The organism is Aggregatibacter aphrophilus ATCC 33389 (assembly GCF_900636915.1).
Taxonomy (GTDB): domain Bacteria; phylum Pseudomonadota; class Gammaproteobacteria; order Enterobacterales; family Pasteurellaceae; genus Aggregatibacter; species Aggregatibacter aphrophilus.
In genome coordinates this window covers 1,384,578-1,407,724 of the sequence record NZ_LR134327.1, presented here as the reverse complement: position 1 = coordinate 1,407,724, position 23,147 = coordinate 1,384,578, and the positions used below count along the sequence as shown (strand labels likewise).

Below are 23,147 nucleotides of genomic sequence, written 5' to 3'. Positions count from 1 at the left end.
ATCTTTATATGGCGTCCCCACGGGGATTCGAACCCCGGTTACCGCCGTGAAAGGGCGATGTCCTAGGCCTCTAGACGATGGGGACAACATATAAAGATGCTCTCTTTTCTTCCTTTGCTTTGTTCTCTCTTGTCTACAATCATCAGCCAAACTGTGTGGACACTTAAGTTCGTCTTTCGGTAAGGAGGTGATCCAACCGCAGGTTCCCCTACGGTTACCTTGTTACGACTTCACCCCAGTCATGAATCATACCGTGGTAAACGCCCCCCTTGCGGTTAAGCTATCTACTTCTGGTACAACCCACTCCCATGGTGTGACGGGCGGTGTGTACAAGGCCCGGGAACGTATTCACCGCGACATTCTGATTCGCGATTACTAGCGATTCCGACTTCATGGAGTCGAGTTGCAGACTCCAATCCGGACTTAGACGTACTTTCTGAGATTCACTCCACCTCGCGGCTTCGTCGCCCTCTGTATACGCCATTGTAGCACGTGTGTAGCCCTACTCGTAAGGGCCATGATGACTTGACGTCATCCCCACCTTCCTCCGGTTTATCACCGGCAGTCTCCTTTGAGTTCCCGACCAAATCGCTGGCAACAAAGGATAAGGGTTGCGCTCGTTGCGGGACTTAACCCAACATTTCACAACACGAGCTGACGACAGCCATGCAGCACCTGTCTCATGGTTCCCGAAGGCACTCTCATATCTCTACAAGATTCCATGGATGTCAAGAGTAGGTAAGGTTCTTCGCGTTGCATCGAATTAAACCACATGCTCCACCGCTTGTGCGGGCCCCCGTCAATTCATTTGAGTTTTAACCTTGCGGCCGTACTCCCCAGGCGGTCGATTTATCACGTTAGCTACGGGCACCAAGCTCAAAGCACAATCCCCAAATCGACAGCGTTTACAGCGTGGACTACCAGGGTATCTAATCCTGTTTGCTCCCCACGCTTTCGCACATGAGCGTCAGTACATTCCCAAGGGGCTGCCTTCGCCTTCGGTATTCCTCCACATCTCTACGCATTTCACCGCTACACGTGGAATTCTACCCCTCCCTAAAGTACTCTAGACCCCCAGTCTGAAATGCAATTCCCAGGTTAAGCCCGGGGATTTCACACCTCACTTAAAAGTCCGCCTGCGTGCCCTTTACGCCCAGTTATTCCGATTAACGCTCGCACCCTCCGTATTACCGCGGCTGCTGGCACGGAGTTAGCCGGTGCTTCTTCTGTGATTAACGTCAATTTGTTGCGCTATTAACACAACAACCTTCCTCGTCACCGAAAGAACTTTACAACCCGAAGGCCTTCTTCATTCACGCGGCATGGCTGCGTCAGGGTTGCCCCCATTGCGCAATATTCCCCACTGCTGCCTCCCGTAGGAGTCCGGGCCGTGTCTCAGTCCCGGTGTGGCTGGTCATCCTCTCAGACCAGCTAGAGATCGTCGGCTTGGTAGGCCATTACCCCACCAACTACCTAATCCCACTTGGGTTCATCCTATGGCATGTGGCCCGAAGGTCCCACACTTTCATCTCCCGATTCTACGCGGTATTAGCGACAGTTTCCCGTCGTTATCCCCCTCCATAAGCCAGATCCCCAAGCATTACTCACCCGTCCGCCACTCGTCAGCATAAGTACAAGTACTTACCTGTTACCGTTCGACTTGCATGTGTTAAGCCTGCCGCCAGCGTTCAATCTGAGCCATGATCAAACTCTTCAATTCAAAAAGTTTAATCGCTCAATACTGCTGACTTAATTAATCTATCTATAAATAAACGAATCTTCGTAGCACTATTCAGTTCAATTTTAAAATTCTTTTAAAAACGAATCTTCAAGTGCCCACACAGTTTGTCTGATTGATTGTTAAAGAACAAAAAACGACGCGCTGTTTAGTGCTTTACAACGGCGCGTCGTTGTGGGGGCGTATTATAGGCTTTTATCCAGACCTTGCAAGCACTTTTTTACAAAAAATTTAAAAATCTTTTCAATTGCTAATAAATTGAATTGACTAATAATTAACCACCCCATATTAGAACAAATCAATAATTTCGATTCTATTCAGACAAACCTATCGATTTCATTACATGAAACACAGGCTAATAAGGCATTTTAAGGTTGCTTTATCCACAAAGTGCGGTTATATTTTCAATAATTTTTTTGCTATACACAAAGATAGCTATCTTACTTAATAATCAACTTGTTTTTCCACTCTTTAAACAAAGGAATACATTATGACTAACCAGTTAAACTCTCTTCGCCAACTTACTGTTGTCGTTGCCGACACCGGCGACATTGATGCAATCAGACAATATAAACCGGAAGACGCCACTACTAATCCATCTTTAATTTTAAGTGCGGCCGCGCTTCCGCAATATGCATCATTAATTGATGAAGCCATCGCTTATGGTAAACAACAAAGCCAAGACAAAGCGCAACAATTGATTGATGCAGAAGACAAATTAGCAGTAAACATTGGTTTAGAAATTTTAAAATTAGTACCAGGTCGTGTTTCTACCGAAGTGGATGCCCGCCTTTCTTACGACACCAACGCCACCGTGGTGAAAGCCAGAAAACTTATTGCACTATATGAAGCGGCAGGCATCAATAAAAATCGTATTTTGATTAAAATCGCTGCTACATGGCAAGGTATTCGCGCAGCGGAAATCTTAGAAAAAGAAGGGATTAATTGTAACCTCACCTTATTGTTCTCCGAAGCTCAAGCGCGTGCTTGTGCGGAAGCCGGTGTTTACTTAATCTCGCCGTTTGTAGGTCGTATTTTAGACTGGTATAAAGCCAATTCCGATAAAAAAGAATACGCACCGGCAGAAGATCCTGGTGTGATTTCCGTCACCAAAATTTACAACTACTACAAACAATACGGTTACAAAACCGTGGTCATGGGTGCAAGTTTCCGCAATGTCGGTGAAATCATCGAATTAGCCGGTTGCGACCGTTTAACTATTGCTCCGCCATTGTTGAAAATCTTACACGAAACACCAAACGCCGTGGAGAGAAAACTCGATTTCCAAGGCGAGGTACAAGCCAAGCCACAACCGTTAACCGAAGCCGAGTTCTATTGGCAGCATAACACTGATGCCATGGCGGTGGAAAAACTGGCAGATGGTATTCGTAAATTTGCCATTGACCAAGGCAAATTAGAAGATATGTTACTTTCTAAATGGTAAAGGTTGGTACCCTATGAATTGAGCAAAAGTGCGGTGGAAATTTTCGGTATTTAAAAACACTGAAAAATCTGACCGCACTTTTTTATGAGCCCATCAAAATTATTGCAATATTGACATCTAATCAGGAGGCACAATGTCTAATCGTCAACAACTCGCTAATGTAATCCGTTTTTTAAGCATGGATGCCGTACAAAAAGCCAAATCCGGTCACCCGGGTGCACCAATGGGAATGGCAGATATCGCCGAAGTATTATGGCGTGATTTCCTACGCCATAATCCAACCAACCCACAGTGGGCCAACCGTGACCGTTTTGTATTGTCTAACGGCCACGGTTCCATGCTGATTTACAGCTTGTTGCATTTAAGCGGTTACGATGTATCCATTGAAGATTTAAAACAATTCCGTCAATTACATTCCAAAACACCGGGGCACCCTGAATTTGGTTACACACCGGGCGTTGAAACCACCACAGGCCCACTAGGTCAAGGTATTACTAACGCAGTCGGTATGGCGATTGCAGAAAAAACCCTTGCAGGTCAATTTAACCGTGACGGTCACAACATTGTAGATCACTATACTTATGCGTTCTTAGGTGACGGTTGCTTGATGGAAGGGGTTTCCCATGAAGCTTGCTCTTTAGCGGGCACCCTTGGTTTAGGCAAATTAATCGCTTTCTATGATGACAATAACATTTCTATCGATGGTCATGTTGACGGTTGGTTTACCGATGATACACAAAAACGCTTTGAAGCTTATGGCTGGCAAGTGATCCCGGCAATCGACGGCCATAACCCGGCGCAAATTATTGACGCCATCAAACAAGCGCAAGCGGAAACCAGCAAGCCGACATTAATTATCTGCAAAACCATTATCGGTTTCGGTTCACCAAACAAATCTAACTCTCACGATTGCCACGGCGCACCATTAGGCGACGAAGAAATTGCATTAACCCGCAAGGCACTCAACTGGGATTACGCACCGTTTGAAATTCCGGCAGACGTCTATGCGCAATGGGATGCGAAAGTAAAAGGTGCGGAGTTAGAAAAAGCATGGCATGAGAAATTTGCCGCGTATGCGAAAGCTTATCCGGAATTGGCTGCTGAATTTACCCGTCGCATAGAGAAAAAATTGCCGGCTGATTGGGCAAAAGAATCTCAAGCCTTCATTGACCATTTACAAGCTAACCCGGCAAGCATTGCAAGCCGTAAAGCATCACAAAATGCCATTGAAGCTTATGCTAAAGTGTTACCGGAATTACTCGGCGGTTCTGCCGACTTGGCAAGCTCCAACCTCACCCTTTGGTCCGGCTCCAAACCAATCCGCGCGACTCAAAACGTTGGCGGCAACTACCTCAACTACGGCGTACGTGAGTTCGGTATGGCGGCAATCATGAACGGTATTGCGCTTCACGGTGGTTTCATTCCTTATGGCGCAACCTTCCTCATGTTTATGGAATATGCCCACAACGCGATTCGTATGGCTTCATTAATGAAACAACGTAGCTTGTTTGTATTCACCCATGATTCCATCGGTTTAGGCGAAGACGGCCCAACCCACCAACCGGTTGAACAAACCGCAGCGCTACGCCTCATTCCGAACTTAGAAACATGGCGTCCTTGCGACCAAGTGGAGTCTGCGATTGCATGGAAAGCGGCGATTGAAAGAACCAATGGCCCAAGCGCGTTAATCTTCACCCGTCAAAATCTTCTTCAAATGGACCGCACTTCTGAGCAATTAGCTAACGTGGCACGCGGCGCTTACGTGTTAAAAGACTGTGCCGGCACGCCGGATCTAATTTTCATTGCGACCGGTTCTGAAGTGGAATTAGCCGTGAAAGCAGCTGAACAATTAACTGCGGAAGGCAAAAAAGTTCGTGTGGTTTCTATGCCAAGCACCAACGTGTTTGACAAACAAGATGAAACTTATCGTGAATCTGTTTTACCTGCGGCAGTGACAAAACGTGTAGCCATTGAAGCGGGCATTTCTGATGTCTGGTACAAATACGTTGGCTTCAGCGGTCGTATTGTTGGTATGAACAGCTTCGGTGAATCCGCACCGGCAGACCAATTGTTCAAACTCTTTGGCTTCACTGTAGATAACGTTGTTGCCAAAGCGAAAGAAATTCTCTAATTTCTGACCGCACTTTAACGTAAAAAAACCATCTCATAGGAGATGGTTTTTTATTACAGATTATTATTTGTAAGGCTCTTTGTATTTCGTAAATAAAAATTATTCAGCTGTGAACTCTTGGCAAATCAACTCTGTCTAAGAGCTGAATTTCATTTGTCATGGACAGGAGAATACTATGAAATTATTAAAAACCACTTTAATTACCACCTTGGCTTGCGCGTTAGCAACAATCTCACCTCAAGTCTTAGCAAAAAAAAAGCAAAGGTGCAGACGAAGTCACAAAAATTACTTATAGCTGTAAAGACGGCAAAAACTTGGAAGTTGTTTTTATCAATACGGGTAGCAGCTCTTATGCCGTTATTAATCAAATGGATGAAATGATTCCTATGGAATTGATGAAAATGGCTTCCGGCACAAATTATCAAGCAATCAGCAAAAATTATACCTATAAACTTTATACCAAAGGCAAAACTGCAGATTTAGTTGAAGGGGATGATAAACCGGTATTAAGTGAGTGTGTTGCAGGTTAAAAACACTAACGCACATTAACAATAAGCTCCCGTATTCGGGAGCTTATTTATTTCTGTTCAAACACGCTGAAAACTAGGCTCTTACAGCGATCGCTTCAATTTCCACACCAACGTCTTTTGGCAAACGAGCAACTTCCACGCAAGAACGTGCCGGGAAGCTCGGATGATTATTTTCTTTGAAAAAACGTTCATATTCTGCATTAACTGCAGCAAAGTCATTGAGATCTTTTACAAAAACCGTGGTTTTTACAATGTGGGCAACACTCAATCCCGCTTGTTCAACAATGGCTTTAATATTCTCTAAAGATTGACGGGCTTGTGCAACGATCTCTTTCGGCACTTCGCCGGTTGTCGGATTAACGGGAATTTGTCCGGACGTGAGAACCAAATTGCCTAAATCAACAGCTTGTACATAAGGACCAATGGCTGCAGGTGCTTTATCGGTATGAATTACTTTAGTCATTTTTTCTCCTTAATTTAACGTTATCTGATTGTCGGTAATTCTACGCCGAAATAAGGGGAATGTCAGTTTTCTCAGGTGCTATTTTAGTCAAATTCCTGAGATTCAGACCCCACATAATCGGCGAATTCATCAGAATGAAACCCATGCGATAACATATATTGCCAGATTTTCTGTTTCATCTTCGGCGGTTGTTTTTCCATGTAATTGGGAAATTTTTTGCGTAACACGTTTAACGCCAACGCTGACCAATCGATATCACATTGACTAAGCGCCACGTCAATGGTTGCACTTTCCACACCTTTCAGTTGACGTAATTCCTGTTTGATTCGCTGCAAACCATAGCCACGCTGTGAACGACTGTGCAAATAACTTTCGGTAAAACGCTGATCATTTTGCCAATTTTTTTGTTGGCAGTGGGCAATAACCTGTTCAATCTCCTCCTCGGTAAATGCCTTTTCTTGCATTTTGCAACGTAATTCAAATTCGCTATATTCTCGTCGTGACAGTAAATTCATCACATAACCTAATGCTAACGAAGACATATTCCGCCCCTTGTCTTTTTACCTCTGGAGATAACAAAAGTGCGGTCATTTTTGACCGCACTTTTTAGGATAACGCATTTATTCAAAATCACTCTCGATATTACCTTGCGCTTCGTTGTCAGAGTCAGCCGTAATCGCAGATTCCGGGTGAGCCAATAACTCATCACGCAACGTGCTTTCAATGATTTTCGCTTGTTCAGGGTTATCTTTTAACCATTTCATCGCATTGGTTTTGCCCTGACCGATTTTCTCATTCTGATAAGCATACCATGCGCCTGCTTTACTGATGAGCTTGTGTTTCACACCTAAATCAATCAGTTCGCTTTCTTTAGAAATACCTTCGCCATACAGAATTTGGAAGTCTACTTGACGGAACGGCGGTGCGACTTTGTTTTTCACCACTTTCACGCGGGTTTCGTTACCAATCACTTCATCGCCTTCTTTAATTGAACCGACACGACGAATATCCAAACGCACAGAGGCATAGAATTTCAGTGCATTACCACCGGTAGTGGTTTCCGGGTTACCAAACATCACGCCGATCTTCATACGGATTTGGTTGATGAAAATCACTAAACAGTTGGCATTTTTAATTTGTCCGGTTAATTTACGCAACGCTTGGGACATAAGACGTGCTTGCAAGCCCACATGAGAATCGCCCATGTCGCCTTCAATTTCTGCTTTCGGCGTTAAGGCTGCAACGGAGTCAACAATAATCACATCCACCGCACCGGAACGTACTAAGGCATCACAGATTTCTAACGCTTGCTCGCCGTTGTCCGGTTGAGAAACCAACAACTCTTTCACATCCACGCCCAGTTTAGAGGCATAAATTGGGTCTAAGGCATGTTCCGCATCAATAAAGGCACAGGTTTTACCCGCTTTTTGCGCTTCGGCAATAACAGAAAGCGTTAAAGTGGTTTTACCGGAAGATTCCGGTCCGAAAATTTCAACGATACGTCCCATTGGCAAACCGCCGATCCCTAACGCTAAGTCAAGACCGAAGGAACCGGTGGAAATCGCTTCAATATCCAATTTTTGGCTGTCGCCTAATTTCATGATAGCGCCTTTACCAAATTGTTTTTCGATTTGACCTAACGCGGCTTCGAGCGCTTTTTGTTTTTCTTCTTGAGTTGCCATGTTTATACCTCGGGGGAAAAATGCATTATCAAAATTTGCGCTTATAATAACTGTATCAATATACAGTATCAAGTGAAATTTTGATCTTTTTAAAAATAATGTGATACCGCTTCCAAAACACAATTATTTTTGCGTTTTATTCTGCTTGAGACATGATGTCTTCTATGCTTTCTTGTAGTGCCAACCAGTCGGCTTCTACGCTTTCCAATTGCTTTTTAACTAGCACTTGATCACTTAAAAGTGCGGTCAGTTTTGCTTTCATTTCTACGTCGTACAAACTCGGATCCGCTAAATCCATTTCAATCTGCTGTAATTGCGTACCCAGTTTTTCCATTTGATTTTCCAGCTGTGTGGCCTGTTTACGCAGTGGCGCCAGTTGTTGACGCAATTCTGCCTCTTTGCGTTTTTGCTCTTTACGGCTAGCGGCAGAATTTTCATTTTCGCTGAGCTCATTTTGTGCTTTTATCACTGCTGGCTGTGCATTCTGCTCGTTCAGCCACTTCTGATAATCCGCCAAATCACCTTTAAACTCTTCCACCTGTTTATCGTGCACCAAATAAAATTCATCCACGGTGCTGCGCAACAAATGACGATCGTGCGACACCAATACCAAAGAACCTTGATAATCCACCAACGCTTCGGTCAACGCCTGGCGCATATCCAAATCCAAGTGGTTGGTCGGTTCGTCCAGTAACAGTAAGTTCGGGCGTTGCCACACAATGAGCGCCAATACCAAGCGCGCTTTTTCGCCACCGGAAAAAGACGCCACTGGCTGATTGACTTTGTCGCCGTGAAAAGCAAATCCGCCTAAATAATCGCGCAGTTGTTGCTCCGTTTGTTGAGGCGCAATTTTTTGCAAATGCCACAAGGCGCTTTCATCCGCGCGTAACGTATCCAATTGATGTTGTGCGAAATAGCCTAACTGCACACCTTTTGCCAATTGAATCGTGCCGCCGGTCGGGGGGATTTCGCCTGCCAATAATTTAATTAAGGTAGATTTTCCTGCGCCATTTTTACCGAGCAAACCAATACGTGAACCGGGCACCAGATTCAGTTTAATTTTGCTTAAAATTTCCACCACACTTTCGCCCAAACCATACCCGGCAGAGACATTTTCCATCATTAACAAAGGGCTTGGCAGGGAGAGTGGCTCACGAAATTCAAAATGAAACGGATTATCCACATACGCCGGTGCAATTTTTTCCATGCGTTCCAATGCCTTAATACGGCTTTGCGCCTGTTTAGCCTTGGTGGCTTTGGCTTTGAAACGGTCAATATAACGCTGTAAGTGATCGATTTTCAGTTGTTGTTGGCGATACATAGCGCTCTGTTGAGCCAATTTGGTTGCCCGTTGCAATTCAAAAGAAGAATAATCGCCCGTGTATTCATTGAGTTTTTGTTGTTCAATATGCAAAATCTTGCCGACAATCGGATCTAAAAAGTCGCGATCGTGCGAGATCAGAATTAATGTGCCCTGATATTGTTTTAACCAACGCTCCAACCAAATCACGGCGTCTAAATCCAAGTGGTTGGTCGGTTCATCAAGCAATAACAAATCAGAACGGCAAATCAAGGCTTGAGCCAAATTCAAGCGCATCCGCCAACCGCCGGAAAACGCCCTGACCGGCTGCTCCAATTCCGCTTGAGTAAAGCCTAAACCGTGTAATAACTCGCCGGCACGGGCTTCTATCGTCCATGCATCAATGGTATCTAACCGGCTGTGTAAAGTAGCAATGGCATTGCCGTCATTCTCGGCATTCGCTTGCTGTAACGCCTGTTGTAAACGGGTATATTCGCGATCACCCTGAATGACATAATCAATGGCGCGACAATCTAGCGCAGGCGTTTCTTGATTCACCCACGCCAACGCCCAATTTGACGGAAAAGACACCTCGCCGCCTTCGGCGCTCATTTCATTTTTCAATAAAGCGAATAAGGAAGATTTTCCGCAGCCATTTTTACCGACTAAGCCGACTTTCTGGCCCGGATTAATGGTCGCATTGGCGTTTTCGAGGAGCGTAGTCAAGCCCCGTTTTAAGGTTAAATTTGTGAAAAAAAGCATTGGTTTATAACGAATTTAATATAAGATATCAGTTCATAAAAATACGCGCGTTATTTTCCACTTTTTTATCGGAGTTGCCAATGTTTGATTCTCTCGTCGTTCAATTTGTAGTGCTATGGGCGGTTATTGACCCAATCGGCTCCATCCCTGTCTATTTAACCAAGACAGTTGGATTATCAGTGGAAGATCGTCACAAAATCGCACGTAAAGCCGTTATGATTTCCGCCGGCATTTTGATTTTCTTCCTGCTTGCCGGGCAAGCTTTATTAGAAGCCATGCAAATCCCTCTCACCGCCTTCCAAATCGCCGGCGGATTGGTGTTATTGCTGTTTGCCTTAACCATGATTTTCGGCGAAGGCAAACCGGAACAGGAAATGAGACTCTCGTCCAATCTAAACGAACTGGCGGTTTACCCGTTGGCTGTGCCGTCCATTGCCTCACCCGGCGCCATGATGGCCATTGTATTGCTCACCGATAATCACCGCTTCAGCCTGTTCGACCAAACCATGACAACGCTAATCATGTTGTCCGTCTTGCTGATCACCTATTTCTTATTCCTCGCGGCCAACCGCATTCAACGCTGGATCAGCAATACCGGCGCGGCGGTTATCAGCCGTGTAATGGGGCTAATTTTAGCGGCGGTTGCGATTAATAATATGCTAGTGGGGATTCGCGATTTCTTTACGCAGATGAGTTAATTAATCGATTTGTTTTCTATAAAGTGCGGTCGAAATTTAAAATGAATTTTCACCGCACTTTTTGTTTGTATCCGGCTTTTAGTTTGAAATAAAAAGCGGCTTTAACGCCGCTTTTGTTTTTATCTGGAATCACTTACTTCGCACCAATAAACCCAATGGCATCATACACTTTTGCTAAAGTAGCCTGTGCGCGAGCTTTCGCTTTTTCGGCACCTTCTTTGGCGATTTGGAGAAGTAATTCCTCGTTGTTGCGGAAGTGGTAGTAACGTTCCTGCAAGGTAGTCAACATGGCGGAAACTTCGTCGGCGACAGCACCTTTCAAGTGACCGTACATTTTGCCTTCAAATTCCTGCTCAAGTTCTGCGATGGTTTTGCCGCTTACGCCGGAAAGAATGTCGAGAAGATTGGACACGCCCGCTTTGTTTTTCACGTCATAACGAATCACCGGCGGCTCATCGGAGTCGGTTACCGCGCGTTTAATTTTCTTCGCGACCGCTTTCGGGTCTTCCAATAAGCCGATAACATTGTTGCGATTTTCATCGGATTTGGACATTTTCTTTTCCGGCTCTAGCAAGGACATTACGCGCGCACCTGCTTTCGGGATGAACACTTCCGGCACAGCAAAGTGCGGTCCGTATAAGGAATTAAAACGTTGCGCGATGTCGCGGGTGATTTCCAAATGTTGTTTTTGGTCTTCGCCTACCGGCACTTGGTTGGCTTGATAAAGCAAGATGTCCGACGCCATTAACACCGGATAAGTGAACAAACCTACGTTGATGTTTTCTGCATAACGGGCGGATTTGTCTTTAAACTGGGTCATACGACCCATTTCGCCGAAATACGTATAGCAGTTTAACACCCAAGCCAGTTGCGCGTGTTCCGGCACATGAGATTGAATGAAAATCGTGGATTTTGCCGGGTCGATACCGCAGGCTAAATATAACGCCAACACGTCCAATGTGGCTTTGCGTAATGCCGCCGGATCTTGGCGTACGGTGATGGCGTGTTGATCCACGATACAGAACAGGCATTCGTAGTCATCCTGCATTTTCACCCACTGACGCAACGCACCGAGGTAGTTACCGATAGTCAATTCACCTGATGGCTGTACGCCGCTGAACACGATAGGTTTGGTCATTTTTACATCCTTAATTTTTAAATCTTATTATTGATAGCGCAAGCGTCCACGCTTGTGCTGTAGCCAAAATTAAATAAAGGCACAAACGTGGACGTTTGCGCCATCCATTCAGAAGAATCAATCAAACAATCGTCAATAACTCCGCAAAATCCTCAAACACCCAATCCGGATGGGATTCAGAGATTGGAATATTGTAGTTGTAACCGTAAGTCAACCCCACCACCGGGCAACCGGCATTATGGGCGGCAATAATATCGTTGCGGGAATCGCCGACAAACAGCACTTGTTTCGGGTATAAACCGAATTTACCGCATAAATAGAACAGCGGGCCCGGGTGCGGTTTGATGGCCGGTAACGATTGTCCGCCTAACACTTCATCGAATAAGTCTTCAATGCCGAAAGCCTTCAACACGGGGCGGGTGTGTTGGGTCGGTTTGTTGGTAACAACAGCCAAACGATAGCCTTTAGCTTTAAGTTTCTGCAAAGTCTCTTTCACGTGAGGGAATAAACGGCTGCGATTGCAGATGTTTTCACCGTAAAAGACATTAAAATGTTCCTTTAATGTGGCAATTTGAGCGTCCGTCAAGGTTTTGCCTGATTGTGCCGTTGCCCATTCTAACGCGCGGGCAATTAAAATCTGCGCGCCATTGCCAATCCAAGTAAGCACCAACGCTTCAGGCGCTTGTGGCAAATCGAATTCTGCTAACGCTGAATTCACGGATAGCGCCAAATCAGGCAGGCTGTCTACCAAGGTGCCATCCAAATCAAAACCGATTAATTTAAACTGTCCTGTCATGCTTATTTTCCTACTGCGGCTAACTGTTGACGCATTTCATCAATGACTTTTTTGTAGTCCGGTTGATCGAAAATCGCCGATCCGGCAACGAACATATCCGCACCGGCGCGAGCGATTTCTGCAATGTTGCTGACTTTCACGCCGCCGTCCACTTCTAAGCGAATATCCAATCCGCTCTCATCAATGCATTTTCTTGCCTGTTTGAGTTTATCCAAGGTCGCAGGAATAAAGGATTGCCCACCAAAGCCCGGATTCACGGACATTAGCAAAATGACATCCACTTTGTCCATCACATAATCCAGGTAACTTAACGGTGTTGCCGGGTTGAACACCAAACCGGATTTACAGCCGTTGTCGCGGATAAGTTGCAAAGTGCGGTCGATATGCTCGGAGGCTTCAGGGTGAAAGGTAATGTAGTTGGCGCCGGCTTTGGCGAAATCAGGGATAATGCGATCTACAGGCTTCACCATTAAATGCACGTCAATCGGCGCAGTGATACCGTAATTACGCAACGCCTTACACACGGCAGGGCCGAAGGTCAGATTCGGCACATAGTGGTTATCCATTACATCAAAATGAATCACATCACCACCGCACTTTAAGACATTTTCCACATCTTCGCCCAAACGCGCCAAGTCAGCGGAAAGAATGGAAGGAGCAATTAAATAGGGTTTCATAGGCACCTCACTGGCTGTTAAAAATTGCCTTATCTTACTACGATACAGCCCGATTTTTAAGAAATTATTCGGCGCAGAACGGCGCAATATCGCATTTTGACGCGATTCAAGGTAAACTAAGCACAATTTTTCTCGATTTATTATTTTTTATGCGTTTATTTATTTCTTTACTCATTGCGGTGTTATTGCTGTTCCAATATGATTTTTGGTTCGGTAAAAACGGTTATTGGGATTACAAAAACACCACCAAAGAAATTGCCGTACATCAACAGGAAAACGAAAAACTTTCCCAGCGAAATCAAATCATTGCCGCAGAAATCAAAGATCTCAAAGAAGGGGTGGATGCCATTGAAGAACGGGCGCGTTCGCAACATGAAATGGTGAAACCAAACGAAACTTTCTATCACATCGTCAAAGAACACAAATAATGATCTCAAATCGCAAGATTATCGCCGTTGTGCCGGCGGCCGGCGTTGGCAGTCGGATGCAGGCGGACAAACCGAAACAATACCTTCCTATTCACGGACAACCCATTTTGCAGCACACCTTAAACGTGTTGCTTTCTTATCCGCACATCAGCCAAATCGTGTTGGCAGTGGCTGCCGATGATCCTTACATTGCTCAACTTAATCTGACACAAAACCCGAAAATCACCTTAGTAGAAGGCGGTGAAACCCGCGCTGATTCGGTGTTAAACGGATTAAAAGCGATACAAAATGCCGGCACGGATGTTTGGGTAATGGTGCATGATGCGGCACGTCCTTGCTTAACGCATGGCGATTTAGACAAATTACTTGAAATTACTGATGACAACGGCGCGATTTTGGCGATTCCGGCGACGGATACCATCAAGCGTGCGCTGCCTTCACAACAAATTGCCCACACCGAAGATCGCAGCCAACTTTGGTTGGCGCAGACGCCGCAGTTTTTCCGCGCGGAGCTATTACGAAACGCGTTAATCCACGCCCAACAGCAACAGCTTGCCGTGACTGATGAAGCCTCTGCCATGGAACTTGCGGGATTTCAACCGCACTTGGTGGCGGGACGTAGCGACAATATTAAAGTTACCCGTCCGGAAGATTTGGCGCTGGCGGAATTTTATTTAATGAGGAAGACAAAATGATACGAATCGGCCATGGTTTTGATGTTCACGCTTTCGGCACCGACAATCCGCTCATTATCGGCGGCGTCACCATCCCCTTTGATAAAGGCTTTATCGCCCATTCCGACGGGGATGTGGCGCTCCATGCGCTAACCGATGCCTTACTCGGCGCTGTAGCTTTGGGTGACATTGGCAAATTATTTCCCGACACGGACATGCAATACAAAGGCGCAGACAGCCGCGTGTTACTACGGGAAGCGTACCGTCAAGTACAGGAAAAAGGCTATATCGTAGGCAACGTGGATGTGACCATTATCGCCCAAGCACCGAAAATGCGCCCGCATATTGATGCCATGCGCGCCCTGATCGCACAGGATTTGTCTGTTGACATCGAACAAGTCAACGTCAAAGCCACCACCTCAGAAAAGCTTGGCTTTACCGGTCGCGGTGAAGGCATTGCCTGCGAAGCAGTCGCCTTATTGGTACGCAAATCATGATGGATTTAGCCTATCTGCAAAAAACACCGCCAAAACAGACCGCACTTTTAAAAGCGGAATGTGCAGATTTTGTGGTCAAAGAACAGCTTGGCTACGACATGAGTGGCGACGGCGAATTTGTTGTCGTGAAAGTACGCAAAACCGATTGCAACACCTTGTTTGTAGGCGAGCAACTGGCAAAATTCGCCGGTATTTCTGCCCGCAATATGAGCTACGCCGGTTTGAAAGATCGCAAAGCCGTTACCGAGCAATGGTTCAGTCTGCAAATGCCCGGACAGCCAACGCCGGATTTCAGTCAATTTTCCCTCGAAGGGGTAGAAATTCTGGAAGTCACCCGCCACCAACGGAAAATTCGTATCGGTAGCCTACAAGGCAATCATTTTGAGATTTTGCTCCGCAACGCCGAAGAAACCGATGAACTCAAAGTGCGGTTAGATTTTCTGGTAAAAAACGGTTTCCCAAATTATTTCACCGAACAACGTTTTGGCCGAGATGGCAATAACTTAACGCAGGCGTTACGCTGGGCAAATGGCGAAATTAAAGTAAAAGATCGCAATAAACGTAGCTTCTATCTTTCTGCTGCACGCAGTGAGGTTTTCAACCTTATTGTGGCCAAGCGTATTGAACTTGGCTTGGCTCAGCAGGTCTTAAATGGAGATGTTTTGCAACTTAACGGCTCGCACAGTTGGTTTGTGGCGGACGCATCGGAAGATTTAACACAACTGCAACAACGCTTGATACAGCAGGATATTTTACTCACCGCGCCACTTATCGGCGAAGAAGATAAAAGTGCGGTCGATTTTGAAAATGAAATTTTCGCCCAACATCAAGCATTGTTTGATTTAATGCGACAAGAACGCATGAAAGCGGCACGGCGCCCAATATTAATGCAGCCACAGCAATTCCAATGGCAATTTGAACCAAACGGCTTACGTTTGAAATTTTATTTACCAGCAGGCAGTTATGCCACCGCTTTAGCGCGCGAGCTGGTAAACATCGCCGACGAATAACAAGAAGAAAAATAGGAAAAACATGAATATTTTATTAAGTAACGATGACGGCATTCACGCGCCGGGTATCCGTGTAATGGCACAAGCACTACGCAATATCGCCAATGTCACTATTGTGGCACCGGACAGCAATCGCAGCGCGGCTTCCAGCTCACTAACCTTAATTAAGCCACTCCAACCGTTACGTTTGGAAAGCGGCGACTATTGCGTCAACGGCACGCCGGCCGATTGCGTGCATATTGCGCTCAACGGTTTTCTTTCCGGACGCATGGATTTAGTGGTTTCCGGCATTAACGCCGGAGCCAATTTAGGCGATGACGTTTTGTACTCCGGCACCGTAGCTGCTGCCTTTGAAGGGCGCCATTTAGGCTTACCGGCCATTGCTGTGTCGCTCGATGGCCGCCAGCACTTTGAAACGGCGGCCCGCGTGGTGTGCGATTTAGTCCCTAAATTGCATTCGCAATTATTGGGTAAACATCAAATTTTGAACATTAACGTGCCGGATGTGCCTTACGAAGAACTCAAAGGTATCAAAGTCTGCCACTTGGGCTATCGCTCCTCAGCTGCTGAAGTGATTAAACAAAAAAGCCCACGTGATGAAGATATTTATTGGATAGGCCTAAGCGGATTGCCTGAATATGAAAGCGAAGGCACCGATTTTCATGCGGTAAAAAACGGCTATGTTTCCATCACGCCGATTCAAGTAGACATGACTGCACACCAGTCAATCAGCGCTTTACAACATTGGTTAGAAAGTGAATAATGCAGATTTTTGAAATTAGGGAAGCGAAATGAACCTGTTTGGTGCAATGTATGATAAAACCATGATTTGGTCGAAACATCGTTTCGCACCTTTTTGGTTATCTTTCGTGAGTTTTATCGAAGCCATTTTTTTCCCCATTCCACCCGACGTGATGTTAATTCCAATGTCTATGTCAAAGCCACAAAGCGCAATGAAATTCGCCTGGTTAACAGCTATTGCCTCCGTCTTGGGTGGCATGATTGGCTACGCATTGGGTTATTACGCCTTTGACTTGGTAGAACAATACATTACGCAATGGGGTTATCAAGAACATTGGCAAACGGCGATTCACTGGTTTGAAAAATGGGGCATTTTGGTAGTGTTTGTGGCAGGGTTTTCGCCAATTCCTTATAAGGTATTTACCATTTGCGCCGGCGTGATGCACATGGCATTTCTGCCGTTTGTTCTCACCGCCTTTATCTCTCGCGCAGCACGATTTATCTTAGTCGCGAAATTAGCCGCTTGGGGTGGTGAAAAATTTGCGGCGAAATTACGCAAATCTATTGAAATTATTGGATGGGCGGTGGTTGTTTTAGCCGTCATCGCTTATTTAATTCTACGTTAAGCAAGGTGATCAAATGAATAAACTGATTTTGTTATTGTCTATGATGTTAACGCTCGCGGCCTGTTCTTCGCAAGACGCGCCAAAAGATGAAAATGAACTTCCACCGGGGATTATGCAACCGGTAGAAGGCACAGGTGCAATCGCAGGGGGGAGCTGGATGCCTGAAATCCAACAACATAGTATGCCAACGAATATGAAATAATTAAGGAATCAAAAAAATGAAAAAATCTTTTTTACTTTTACCAATAACGCTCGCTGTACTTGCAGCTTGTAGCTCAAACTCACCGGCACCGGTAGAAAACGCCGACGGCACACTTTCTCCGGGCATGATGCAGGCAGTGGACGGTAGTTCCGATGGTGGCAATGCCACCTGGGAACCGCAAATTACTCAAAGTAATGTACCGAATTCCATGAATGGCCCAATGCAACAAGGTGGCAATATGCAAGGTACCGGTGCACAATCCACACCACAACCAAATTTCCAGCCGACCTATCAACAACCACAACCGGTACAACAGCCAGTGCAACAGATGCAACCACAACCTGTGGCACAAACACACCCTCAGCAGGCTTCACAGGATTTTACCATCCCGCGTAACCCAACCACTAACGCGCCGGATTATACCCAAATTAACAAAGGCTTCTATAAAGGGGAAACTTATACCGTACGTAAAGGCGATACCATGTTCCTCATTGCTTATATTTCCGGCTTAGATGTAAAAGAGTTGGCCGCGTTAAATAACATGAAAGAGCCATATAGTCTAAGCGTGGGGCAAACCTTAAAGGTGTCTAACGGACGCTCTGCCACCCCACAACCGACGGCAAAAACCACGCCGGTTCAGCCTATGCAAGCAACGACTCAACCGGGCGCAACCGAACCAACGATTACCTATACTCCAGGCGCTAACGGTACACAATATGGCTCTGATGGTACCATTACCGGTCCGATCAAAGCCGGTGTAGGCGGTACATCGCCGTCTAATGCGCCATTGACGACACAGGTGCAACAACCGACCACAGGCCAAGTAACACCAACAGAAACCGCGCCGGCCGTCTCTAACGTCGCTTGGCGTTGGCCGACCAACGGTAACGTTATCCAAGGTTTCTCAAACTCTGATGGCGGCAATAAAGGTATCGACATCAGCGGTTCACGCGGACAAGCGGTTAACGCGGCTGCCGGCGGTCGTGTAGTTTACGCGGGCAATGCGTTACGTGGCTACGGAAATCTGATCATCATCAAACACAACGATGACTTCCTCAGTGCCTACGCCCACAATGACAGCATCTTAGTGAAAGACCAACAGGAAGTGAAAGCCGGTCAACAAATTGCCAAAATGGGCAGCACCGGTACCAACGGCGTAAAACTTCACTTTGAAATTCGCTACAAAGGTAAATCGGTCGATCCAACCCGTTATTTACCTCGTCGTTAATCCATATAAAGGAAAAAGTGCGGTCAGAAATTTAAGTGTTTTTCTGACCGCACTTTTGTTTAAAGCACTTGTTCTTCCTCACCCAGCCACATAACGGAATTAGACAAATCCACAAAGCGTTTTTCGTCTTCCTTAAGAATAGCTAAAACCCTTCTGCCTTCCTCTGAATCTCTGGTACGCAAAAAATCATCTTTGCAACCATACCATAATTCGCCCATAGCATCGAACTTAAAAGGTAGCGTTTCCCTTTGCGTACTCAGTTGATTCCCACCGGTTAATGGAACGGTTTTACAATAACGCTGAATTCTCAATACTTCCTTAAAATCCTCGACTTTTTGGGAATGTAATCGCCATAACCGAGTAAATTCAGTTGTCGATAGAGACGCTTTTTTAGTAATTAGCATAATGATCTTAAACATCATCCCTCCTATGAAATTATTGTATGCATTGTTTAAGTGCCAACCATGCTTGTGGTAATTGAGTAAAGCCATCCGTCGCCAAAAAGTGTCCGCCCTTTTCCACATTAATAATTTGCGCGTGTAGTTGTTGTGCCAATAAATGGCTACTTTTCGGCACCACAATGTAATCATCGTCACTAATAACGCAGTAAATTTTCGACGTCATGGTTTGAATTGCAGCAAAATCAATTGTTGTTCGATCAACGTAGGCATCAATATTAAAATCATTAATTGTTGCCAGTCCCGGAATCCGCCCGGCAAAACCGGCTACTAGAATCATTCCTCCAATTCGCTTAGGACACATCACGCTCAAATAATGCAATAAACTAATCGTTCCCAAGCTATGAGCAACAAAAATACAACGCTCATCAGGCATACCGACATAATCTCGTAACGTTTGCTGCCAACGCTCAAAATCGGGATGTTCGCTATTTGGGAAAGGAATCATAACGGTCGAAATCTCGTATTGTGATGTTTGCTGTTTCAACCAAGGAAACCAATGATCCTGCGGCGTCGCGCCATAACCATGAATAATAAAAACTTTATACTGTTGCGTCGCTGAGGAACTCTGGCCAAATGCCATACTACTTACTACCGCCCCTGCACCAAGACTTAAATAACAAAATTGTCGTCTATTCATAAATCCTCCTTGTGTACTTAAACCGCTATAATATAAAGTGTGACACAATGTTAGGGTCAAGCAGGAGGAACAATGAAAATCGGAGAATTCGCCAAAGCCTGTGGCAGTAGCGTTCGCATGATACGTTTTTATGAAAAATTTAACTTAATCAATCCATTACGCAATGCTAATGGATACCGAAGTTATGACAAGCAAGATATTGATTATGTGAAAAAAGTAATTTTACTCAATCACGCAGGATTGGCGTTGAAAGATATTGCGCTGTTACGAACTTGCCTCAACGAAAAACCACAACATTTTTGTGATAGCTTGCGAAGCAAACTAAAAACTAGACTCACGGATATCCATGAACAAATAACATCCCTCAATCAATCCAAAAGGCTTATTGAACAATTACTGAACATGGAAGAGAAATAAAGTTGGGTTTAAAAACTGCTTATTTACAACAAAAGTGCGGTGATTTTTTTTATTATTTTGATTAGAAAGGATTTACTGGCGGAAGATCGTAGGAGTTGAACCTACCCGAGACTGCTGGCAGCCTCAACAGGATTTGAAGTCCTGCCGCCTCACCGGAAACGACGATCTTCCTTTTGGAAATTGATGCGAACTTTAGCGCAAAAGCTGGAGCGATTCAAGTAAGACAGCAAAATAATCGATTCATTTTATGTGGAATATTACATCTTTAGATGTTTGAGATAACGTTGATAAATCTATTTATACAGTATTTCCCATAATGGGATACTCGTTACTTTATTTAAGAAAGGATGAACAAATAATATCAAGGCATTTAATAGAGGAATAACCTTTCCCTAATTCTTTATTTTTCAGCAACCTATCACGATAACTTTTGTACCTATTTTCGATGAAAATTTCCCGCACCATCTTCCTTTTTAAGATAGCTCAGAACCCATAACAACAGGATGCCAAATAGCGCAGAGGTGAGGAAAGTGTAGTTGAAGGCTTGTTGTAATTGGTCACCTTGTTGGCCGATAACATGACGGTAAATATCGAGAATCACGGCAGAGACAGCGATACCCACGCTAATACCGACTTGTTGGATTACACTGAGGTAGGTGGAGCCGGCACTCGCATTTTGGTCACTTAACTCACTGATAGTCAAGGTATTGACGGCGGTGAAGATAATAGACATACAACTACCGTACCATGCCAAGATGCAGATAAGCAGCAATAATGACGTTTGTTGATTAAGCAGACTCATGGTCGCAATAGCAATTGTCATAGAAAGTGCGGTGAAAATTAGCGTTGTTTTGTAGCCAAAACGCGACAAAATTTTGCTGGCAAAGGATTTAGTGACAATGGAGCTAAGTGCAATAGGTGCCAATAACCAACCGGCAATTTCGGCACTGTAATGAAATACAAGTTGTAACATTAAGGGCATGAGAAAGGGGATACCGGAGCCGGTTAAACGAATAAAAACATTAGCAATAATACCTACGCGAAAGGTTCGAACAGTAAATAAATTTAGTGGTAATAAGGGGGTTTGTACGCGCTGTGCATAGAAACAATAAACAACAAAACTGAGAACCCCAATGAGCAAAATAAGAGCGGTGCTCCATTGACTAACCCTATCTTCCGAAAGTAAATCCAAACCAAGAGTAACGCCTGCCAATCCGCTAGCAAACAATACGAAACCAAACCAATCCAATTTATTAATTTTGCCTGTGCTGTTCGGCATATAACGCCCCGCAAACCAGATGCCTAGTAAGCCAATAGGAATATTAATTAAGAAAATCCAATGCCAAGTGGCATGTGTCACTAACCAGCCACCAACAATAGGCCCCATCACCGGGCCGATAAGCCCAGCCATTGCCATGGCGTTCCATGCAGCGACTAATTGAGTTTTCGGCACATGACGAATAATTGCCAAACGCGCCACAGGCATCATTAATGCACCACCGAAGCCTTGCAAAATACGAGACAAAATCAAAGCATTTAATGAATTTGCCATAGCGCAGGCAACAGAACCCAACACAAAAATGCCGACAGCAACACGAAAGACGTTTAGTGTGCCATATTTGTCCGCCACCCAGCCGGTAAGTGGAATGAATAACGCGACGGTGAGAGCATAACTGATAATTGTCATTTGCATTTCTAATGGCGATTCATTCAGGCTGGCGGAGATAGCAGGCAAGGCAGTGTTTAGAATAGTGGCATCAAGAGATTGCATAAATAACGCTATAGCAGCAATCCAAGCTAAGTTACGATAATTCTGACGCTCACTCATAAAAATACTCTTAATTTTAACCGCACTTTTGTTGATACCAAGTCACGATAAACTCAGCAACTTGGTCGATATGATTTATATCTAAAACTGGTTTGTCGCAGTCTAACGGATAATCAGTTGCCACTGCTAATACATGATCATCAATCACAGGCAATGGCTTCGTCATATCTCGGCGGTGCAGTAGAATTTTTTCAATCGGTTCCTGCTTAAAGCCTTCGACCAACACAAAATCGGTTAACGTGGCATCAAATTGTTGTGCCAAATAAGCTAGAGACGCACTTTGCGGTGTTTCTGTCATCAACGCCCAACGTTGATCACACGTCATAATCACTTGTGCAGATCCCGCCTCTTTCATACGCCAACTATCCTTGCCTTCTTTGTCAATTTGCGCGTTATGATGGCTATGTTTAATGACCGCAGGGCGTAAATTTCGCTGTTGTAATGCAGGTAAAAGCTTTTCTAATAATGTGGTTTTGCCACTACCACTGTGGCCGGTAATGCCGAGCATGGGGAGCATAAATGATCCTTAGAGAGGGTTGAATGGGTCTGATTATATACCAACCTAAACCAGAAAAGGAATCCGTTGTCGAAGTTATAAAACCCGTAATAATACGGGTTGATAAGTGGATTTATGATTAAGTTTTTTGGCATACCAACGCACCGCAAAAAATGAAAGTGCAGTCGCCAAAAAGATAAAAATAACGCTGACTAACTCGTGATCAAACACCCCGTCAAATAACCATGTGCTAAACAACAAAGTAAATAACGGCACGCAATACACCACCAACGCAGATTTAATCAACGAATGTTCCGATAATCCGATTTCTACCCGTTGTCCCACTTTCAGCGGCGTGATGGTTTCAACGGTAAAAATATGCTCACCACGGGCACCTGTACCAGCAAGGTCCGACAAGGCAGAAGTGCCACAGGCAGACTTTGCCGAGCAGGCTCCGCAAGCACTCTGAGCTTGGCATTTTACTTTTGCCCGACCGGACTCATATTCAATAACCACCGCACTTTCTGTCAACATGGCAACCTG

At 45.0% G+C, this 23,147-nt stretch carries 25 protein-coding genes, 2 tRNA genes and 1 rRNA gene; 13 read left to right on the top strand and 15 right to left on the bottom strand.

The features are described from left to right. Positions 1-9 precede the first annotated feature (9 nt). Positions 10-85: transfer RNA gene (locus tag EL144_RS06960), tRNA-Glu, on the bottom strand. Positions 86-180: 95 nt separating this feature from the next. Further along, positions 181-1,720, bottom strand: a 16S ribosomal RNA gene (locus tag EL144_RS06955). A gap of 508 nt (positions 1,721-2,228) precedes the next feature. Between EL144_RS06955 and tal the strand changes: the two genes are divergently transcribed. The 3 genes from tal (at position 2,229) to EL144_RS11585 (ending at position 5,843) form a co-directional block, all read left to right on the top strand. Next, positions 2,229-3,182 carry a transaldolase gene (gene tal / locus EL144_RS06950; RefSeq protein WP_005704791.1) on the top strand — a complete coding sequence of 318 codons (954 nt, stop codon included), beginning with the start codon at positions 2,229-2,231 and terminating at the stop codon, positions 3,180-3,182. A 133-nt stretch (positions 3,183-3,315) separates the two neighbouring features. Beyond that, on the top strand, positions 3,316-5,313 hold the full coding sequence (gene tkt / locus EL144_RS06945) for a transketolase (protein WP_005704793.1): 1,998 nt from the start codon (positions 3,316-3,318) through the stop codon (positions 5,311-5,313). A 314-nt stretch (positions 5,314-5,627) separates the two neighbouring features. After that, positions 5,628-5,843 (top strand): c-type lysozyme inhibitor, encoded by a 216-nt coding sequence (locus tag EL144_RS11585; protein WP_232010615.1) that lies wholly within the window; start codon positions 5,628-5,630, stop codon positions 5,841-5,843. A 73-nt stretch (positions 5,844-5,916) separates the two neighbouring features. On the opposite strand, the gene EL144_RS06935 is transcribed toward EL144_RS11585, so the two are convergent. From EL144_RS06935 to EL144_RS06920, 4 genes are all read right to left on the bottom strand, one after another. Beyond that, on the bottom strand, positions 5,917-6,306 hold the full coding sequence (locus EL144_RS06935) for a RidA family protein (RefSeq protein ID WP_005704798.1): 390 nt from the start codon (positions 6,304-6,306) through the stop codon (positions 5,917-5,919). 83 nt (positions 6,307-6,389) lie between these two features. Then, entirely contained in the window at positions 6,390-6,848 is a 459-nt protein-coding gene (gene recX / locus EL144_RS06930; RefSeq protein WP_005704799.1) for a recombination regulator RecX, read from the bottom strand. 78 nt (positions 6,849-6,926) lie between these two features. Continuing rightward, the gene (gene recA / locus EL144_RS06925) at positions 6,927-7,988 is read right to left on the bottom strand and encodes a recombinase RecA (protein WP_005704800.1); all 1,062 of its coding nucleotides are present in this window, start codon (positions 7,986-7,988) and stop codon (positions 6,927-6,929) included. 136 nt (positions 7,989-8,124) lie between these two features. Beyond that, the gene (locus EL144_RS06920; RefSeq protein WP_005704802.1) at positions 8,125-10,050 is read right to left on the bottom strand and encodes an ABC transporter ATP-binding protein; all 1,926 of its coding nucleotides are present in this window, start codon (positions 10,048-10,050) and stop codon (positions 8,125-8,127) included. Positions 10,051-10,130: 80 nt separating this feature from the next. Here EL144_RS06920 and EL144_RS06915 point away from each other — a divergent pair, with 80 nt between their 5' ends. Next, complete coding sequence (locus tag EL144_RS06915; RefSeq protein WP_005704803.1) at positions 10,131-10,748, top strand: MarC family protein; 618 nt, start codon at positions 10,131-10,133, stop codon at positions 10,746-10,748. Positions 10,749-10,881: 133 nt separating this feature from the next. Here EL144_RS06915 and trpS read toward each other — a convergent pair whose 3' ends face one another. From trpS to rpe, 3 genes are all read right to left on the bottom strand, one after another. Continuing rightward, complete coding sequence (gene trpS, locus EL144_RS06910) at positions 10,882-11,886, bottom strand: tryptophan--tRNA ligase (RefSeq protein WP_005704804.1); 1,005 nt, start codon at positions 11,884-11,886, stop codon at positions 10,882-10,884. Positions 11,887-12,007: 121 nt separating this feature from the next. After that, entirely contained in the window at positions 12,008-12,682 is a 675-nt protein-coding gene (locus tag EL144_RS06905) for a phosphoglycolate phosphatase (protein WP_005704805.1), read from the bottom strand. A 2-nt stretch (positions 12,683-12,684) separates the two neighbouring features. Next, positions 12,685-13,359 carry a ribulose-phosphate 3-epimerase gene (gene rpe / locus EL144_RS06900; protein WP_032995381.1) on the bottom strand — a complete coding sequence of 225 codons (675 nt, stop codon included), beginning with the start codon at positions 13,357-13,359 and terminating at the stop codon, positions 12,685-12,687. A gap of 149 nt (positions 13,360-13,508) precedes the next feature. Between rpe and ftsB the strand changes: the two genes are divergently transcribed. Genes ftsB through nlpD form a run of 8 tightly spaced genes read left to right on the top strand, consistent with a single transcriptional unit; the run spans position 13,509 to position 18,765 of the window. Beyond that, positions 13,509-13,787: a cell division protein FtsB gene (gene ftsB / locus EL144_RS06895; RefSeq protein WP_005702369.1), complete on the top strand. Its 279-nt coding sequence runs from the start codon at positions 13,509-13,511 to the stop codon at positions 13,785-13,787. Next, the gene (ispD, locus tag EL144_RS06890; protein ID WP_005704808.1) at positions 13,787-14,482 is read left to right on the top strand and encodes a 2-C-methyl-D-erythritol 4-phosphate cytidylyltransferase; all 696 of its coding nucleotides are present in this window, start codon (positions 13,787-13,789) and stop codon (positions 14,480-14,482) included. Before ftsB ends, ispD begins: the two co-directional genes overlap by 1 nt. Continuing rightward, positions 14,479-14,958 (top strand): 2-C-methyl-D-erythritol 2,4-cyclodiphosphate synthase, encoded by a 480-nt coding sequence (ispF, locus tag EL144_RS06885; RefSeq protein ID WP_032995383.1) that lies wholly within the window; start codon positions 14,479-14,481, stop codon positions 14,956-14,958. The genes ispD and ispF overlap by 4 nt, the downstream gene beginning before the upstream one ends. Continuing rightward, positions 14,955-15,968 (top strand): tRNA pseudouridine(13) synthase TruD, encoded by a 1,014-nt coding sequence (gene truD / locus EL144_RS06880; RefSeq protein WP_005704812.1) that lies wholly within the window; start codon positions 14,955-14,957, stop codon positions 15,966-15,968. The genes ispF and truD overlap by 4 nt, the downstream gene beginning before the upstream one ends. 22 nt (positions 15,969-15,990) lie before the next feature. Then, positions 15,991-16,731 carry a 5'/3'-nucleotidase SurE gene (gene surE / locus EL144_RS06875; protein ID WP_005702374.1) on the top strand — a complete coding sequence of 247 codons (741 nt, stop codon included), beginning with the start codon at positions 15,991-15,993 and terminating at the stop codon, positions 16,729-16,731. Positions 16,732-16,759: 28 nt separating this feature from the next. Beyond that, complete coding sequence (locus EL144_RS06870; protein ID WP_005702375.1) at positions 16,760-17,335, top strand: YqaA family protein; 576 nt, start codon at positions 16,760-16,762, stop codon at positions 17,333-17,335. Between the two features lie 13 nt (positions 17,336-17,348). Next, positions 17,349-17,537: a hypothetical protein gene (locus EL144_RS06865; protein ID WP_005704813.1), complete on the top strand. Its 189-nt coding sequence runs from the start codon at positions 17,349-17,351 to the stop codon at positions 17,535-17,537. A gap of 16 nt (positions 17,538-17,553) precedes the next feature. Further along, on the top strand, positions 17,554-18,765 hold the full coding sequence (gene nlpD, locus EL144_RS06860) for a murein hydrolase activator NlpD (protein ID WP_005704814.1): 1,212 nt from the start codon (positions 17,554-17,556) through the stop codon (positions 18,763-18,765). A 59-nt stretch (positions 18,766-18,824) separates the two neighbouring features. Here the strand turns inward: nlpD and EL144_RS06855 are convergent, their stop codons facing one another. Together EL144_RS06855 and EL144_RS06850 are read right to left on the bottom strand one after the other, a co-directional pair. Next, positions 18,825-19,184 (bottom strand): EthD domain-containing protein, encoded by a 360-nt coding sequence (locus EL144_RS06855; protein ID WP_032995384.1) that lies wholly within the window; start codon positions 19,182-19,184, stop codon positions 18,825-18,827. Between the two features lie 16 nt (positions 19,185-19,200). Then, a complete protein-coding gene (locus EL144_RS06850; protein ID WP_032995385.1) occupies positions 19,201-19,863 on the bottom strand; it encodes an RBBP9/YdeN family alpha/beta hydrolase in 663 nt (220 codons plus the stop codon). A gap of 72 nt (positions 19,864-19,935) precedes the next feature. Between EL144_RS06850 and EL144_RS06845 the strand changes: the two genes are divergently transcribed. Then, a complete protein-coding gene (locus tag EL144_RS06845; protein WP_005704818.1) occupies positions 19,936-20,280 on the top strand; it encodes a MerR family transcriptional regulator in 345 nt (114 codons plus the stop codon). Positions 20,281-20,356: 76 nt separating this feature from the next. Here the strand turns inward: EL144_RS06845 and EL144_RS11265 are convergent. From EL144_RS11265 to EL144_RS06830, 4 genes are all read right to left on the bottom strand, one after another. Continuing rightward, positions 20,357-20,451, bottom strand: a tRNA-Sec gene (locus EL144_RS11265). Between the two features lie 265 nt (positions 20,452-20,716). Beyond that, positions 20,717-22,108: a DHA2 family efflux MFS transporter permease subunit gene (locus EL144_RS06840; protein WP_005704819.1), complete on the bottom strand. Its 1,392-nt coding sequence runs from the start codon at positions 22,106-22,108 to the stop codon at positions 20,717-20,719. A gap of 16 nt (positions 22,109-22,124) precedes the next feature. Beyond that, positions 22,125-22,625 carry a molybdopterin-guanine dinucleotide biosynthesis protein MobB gene (mobB, locus tag EL144_RS06835; RefSeq protein ID WP_032995386.1) on the bottom strand — a complete coding sequence of 167 codons (501 nt, stop codon included), beginning with the start codon at positions 22,623-22,625 and terminating at the stop codon, positions 22,125-22,127. A 75-nt stretch (positions 22,626-22,700) separates the two neighbouring features. After that, the gene (locus EL144_RS06830) at positions 22,701-23,138 is read right to left on the bottom strand and encodes a SoxR reducing system RseC family protein (RefSeq protein WP_005704821.1); all 438 of its coding nucleotides are present in this window, start codon (positions 23,136-23,138) and stop codon (positions 22,701-22,703) included. Positions 23,139-23,147: the final 9 nt, after the last annotated feature.

Excerpts from the sequence above, each read along its gene's own strand:
- tal (WP_005704791.1), top strand. The coding sequence starts at position 2,229 with ATGACTAACCAGTTAAACTCTCTTCGCCAACTTACTGTTGTCGTTGCC.
- tkt (WP_005704793.1), top strand. The coding sequence starts at position 3,316 with ATGTCTAATCGTCAACAACTCGCTAATGTAATCCGTTTTTTAAGCATG.
- EL144_RS06935 (WP_005704798.1), bottom strand. The coding sequence starts at position 6,306 with ATGACTAAAGTAATTCATACCGATAAAGCACCTGCAGCCATTGGTCCT.
- recX (WP_005704799.1), bottom strand. The coding sequence starts at position 6,848 with ATGTCTTCGTTAGCATTAGGTTATGTGATGAATTTACTGTCACGACGA.
- recA (WP_005704800.1), bottom strand. The coding sequence starts at position 7,988 with ATGGCAACTCAAGAAGAAAAACAAAAAGCGCTCGAAGCCGCGTTAGGT.
- EL144_RS06920 (WP_005704802.1), bottom strand. The coding sequence starts at position 10,050 with ATGCTTTTTTTCACAAATTTAACCTTAAAACGGGGCTTGACTACGCTC.
- EL144_RS06915 (WP_005704803.1), top strand. The coding sequence starts at position 10,131 with ATGTTTGATTCTCTCGTCGTTCAATTTGTAGTGCTATGGGCGGTTATT.
- trpS (WP_005704804.1), bottom strand. The coding sequence starts at position 11,886 with ATGACCAAACCTATCGTGTTCAGCGGCGTACAGCCATCAGGTGAATTG.
- EL144_RS06905 (WP_005704805.1), bottom strand. The coding sequence starts at position 12,682 with ATGACAGGACAGTTTAAATTAATCGGTTTTGATTTGGATGGCACCTTG.
- rpe (WP_032995381.1), bottom strand. The coding sequence starts at position 13,359 with ATGAAACCCTATTTAATTGCTCCTTCCATTCTTTCCGCTGACTTGGCG.
- ftsB (WP_005702369.1), top strand. The coding sequence starts at position 13,509 with ATGCGTTTATTTATTTCTTTACTCATTGCGGTGTTATTGCTGTTCCAA.
- ispD (WP_005704808.1), top strand. The coding sequence starts at position 13,787 with ATGATCTCAAATCGCAAGATTATCGCCGTTGTGCCGGCGGCCGGCGTT.
- ispF (WP_032995383.1), top strand. The coding sequence starts at position 14,479 with ATGATACGAATCGGCCATGGTTTTGATGTTCACGCTTTCGGCACCGAC.
- truD (WP_005704812.1), top strand. The coding sequence starts at position 14,955 with ATGATGGATTTAGCCTATCTGCAAAAAACACCGCCAAAACAGACCGCA.
- surE (WP_005702374.1), top strand. The coding sequence starts at position 15,991 with ATGAATATTTTATTAAGTAACGATGACGGCATTCACGCGCCGGGTATC.
- EL144_RS06870 (WP_005702375.1), top strand. The coding sequence starts at position 16,760 with ATGAACCTGTTTGGTGCAATGTATGATAAAACCATGATTTGGTCGAAA.
- EL144_RS06865 (WP_005704813.1), top strand. The coding sequence starts at position 17,349 with ATGAATAAACTGATTTTGTTATTGTCTATGATGTTAACGCTCGCGGCC.
- nlpD (WP_005704814.1), top strand. The coding sequence starts at position 17,554 with ATGAAAAAATCTTTTTTACTTTTACCAATAACGCTCGCTGTACTTGCA.
- EL144_RS06855 (WP_032995384.1), bottom strand. The coding sequence starts at position 19,184 with ATGTTTAAGATCATTATGCTAATTACTAAAAAAGCGTCTCTATCGACA.
- EL144_RS06850 (WP_032995385.1), bottom strand. The coding sequence starts at position 19,863 with ATGAATAGACGACAATTTTGTTATTTAAGTCTTGGTGCAGGGGCGGTA.
- EL144_RS06845 (WP_005704818.1), top strand. The coding sequence starts at position 19,936 with ATGAAAATCGGAGAATTCGCCAAAGCCTGTGGCAGTAGCGTTCGCATG.
- EL144_RS06840 (WP_005704819.1), bottom strand. The coding sequence starts at position 22,108 with ATGAGTGAGCGTCAGAATTATCGTAACTTAGCTTGGATTGCTGCTATA.
- mobB (WP_032995386.1), bottom strand. The coding sequence starts at position 22,625 with ATGCTCCCCATGCTCGGCATTACCGGCCACAGTGGTAGTGGCAAAACC.
- EL144_RS06830 (WP_005704821.1), bottom strand. The coding sequence starts at position 23,138 with ATGTTGACAGAAAGTGCGGTGGTTATTGAATATGAGTCCGGTCGGGCA.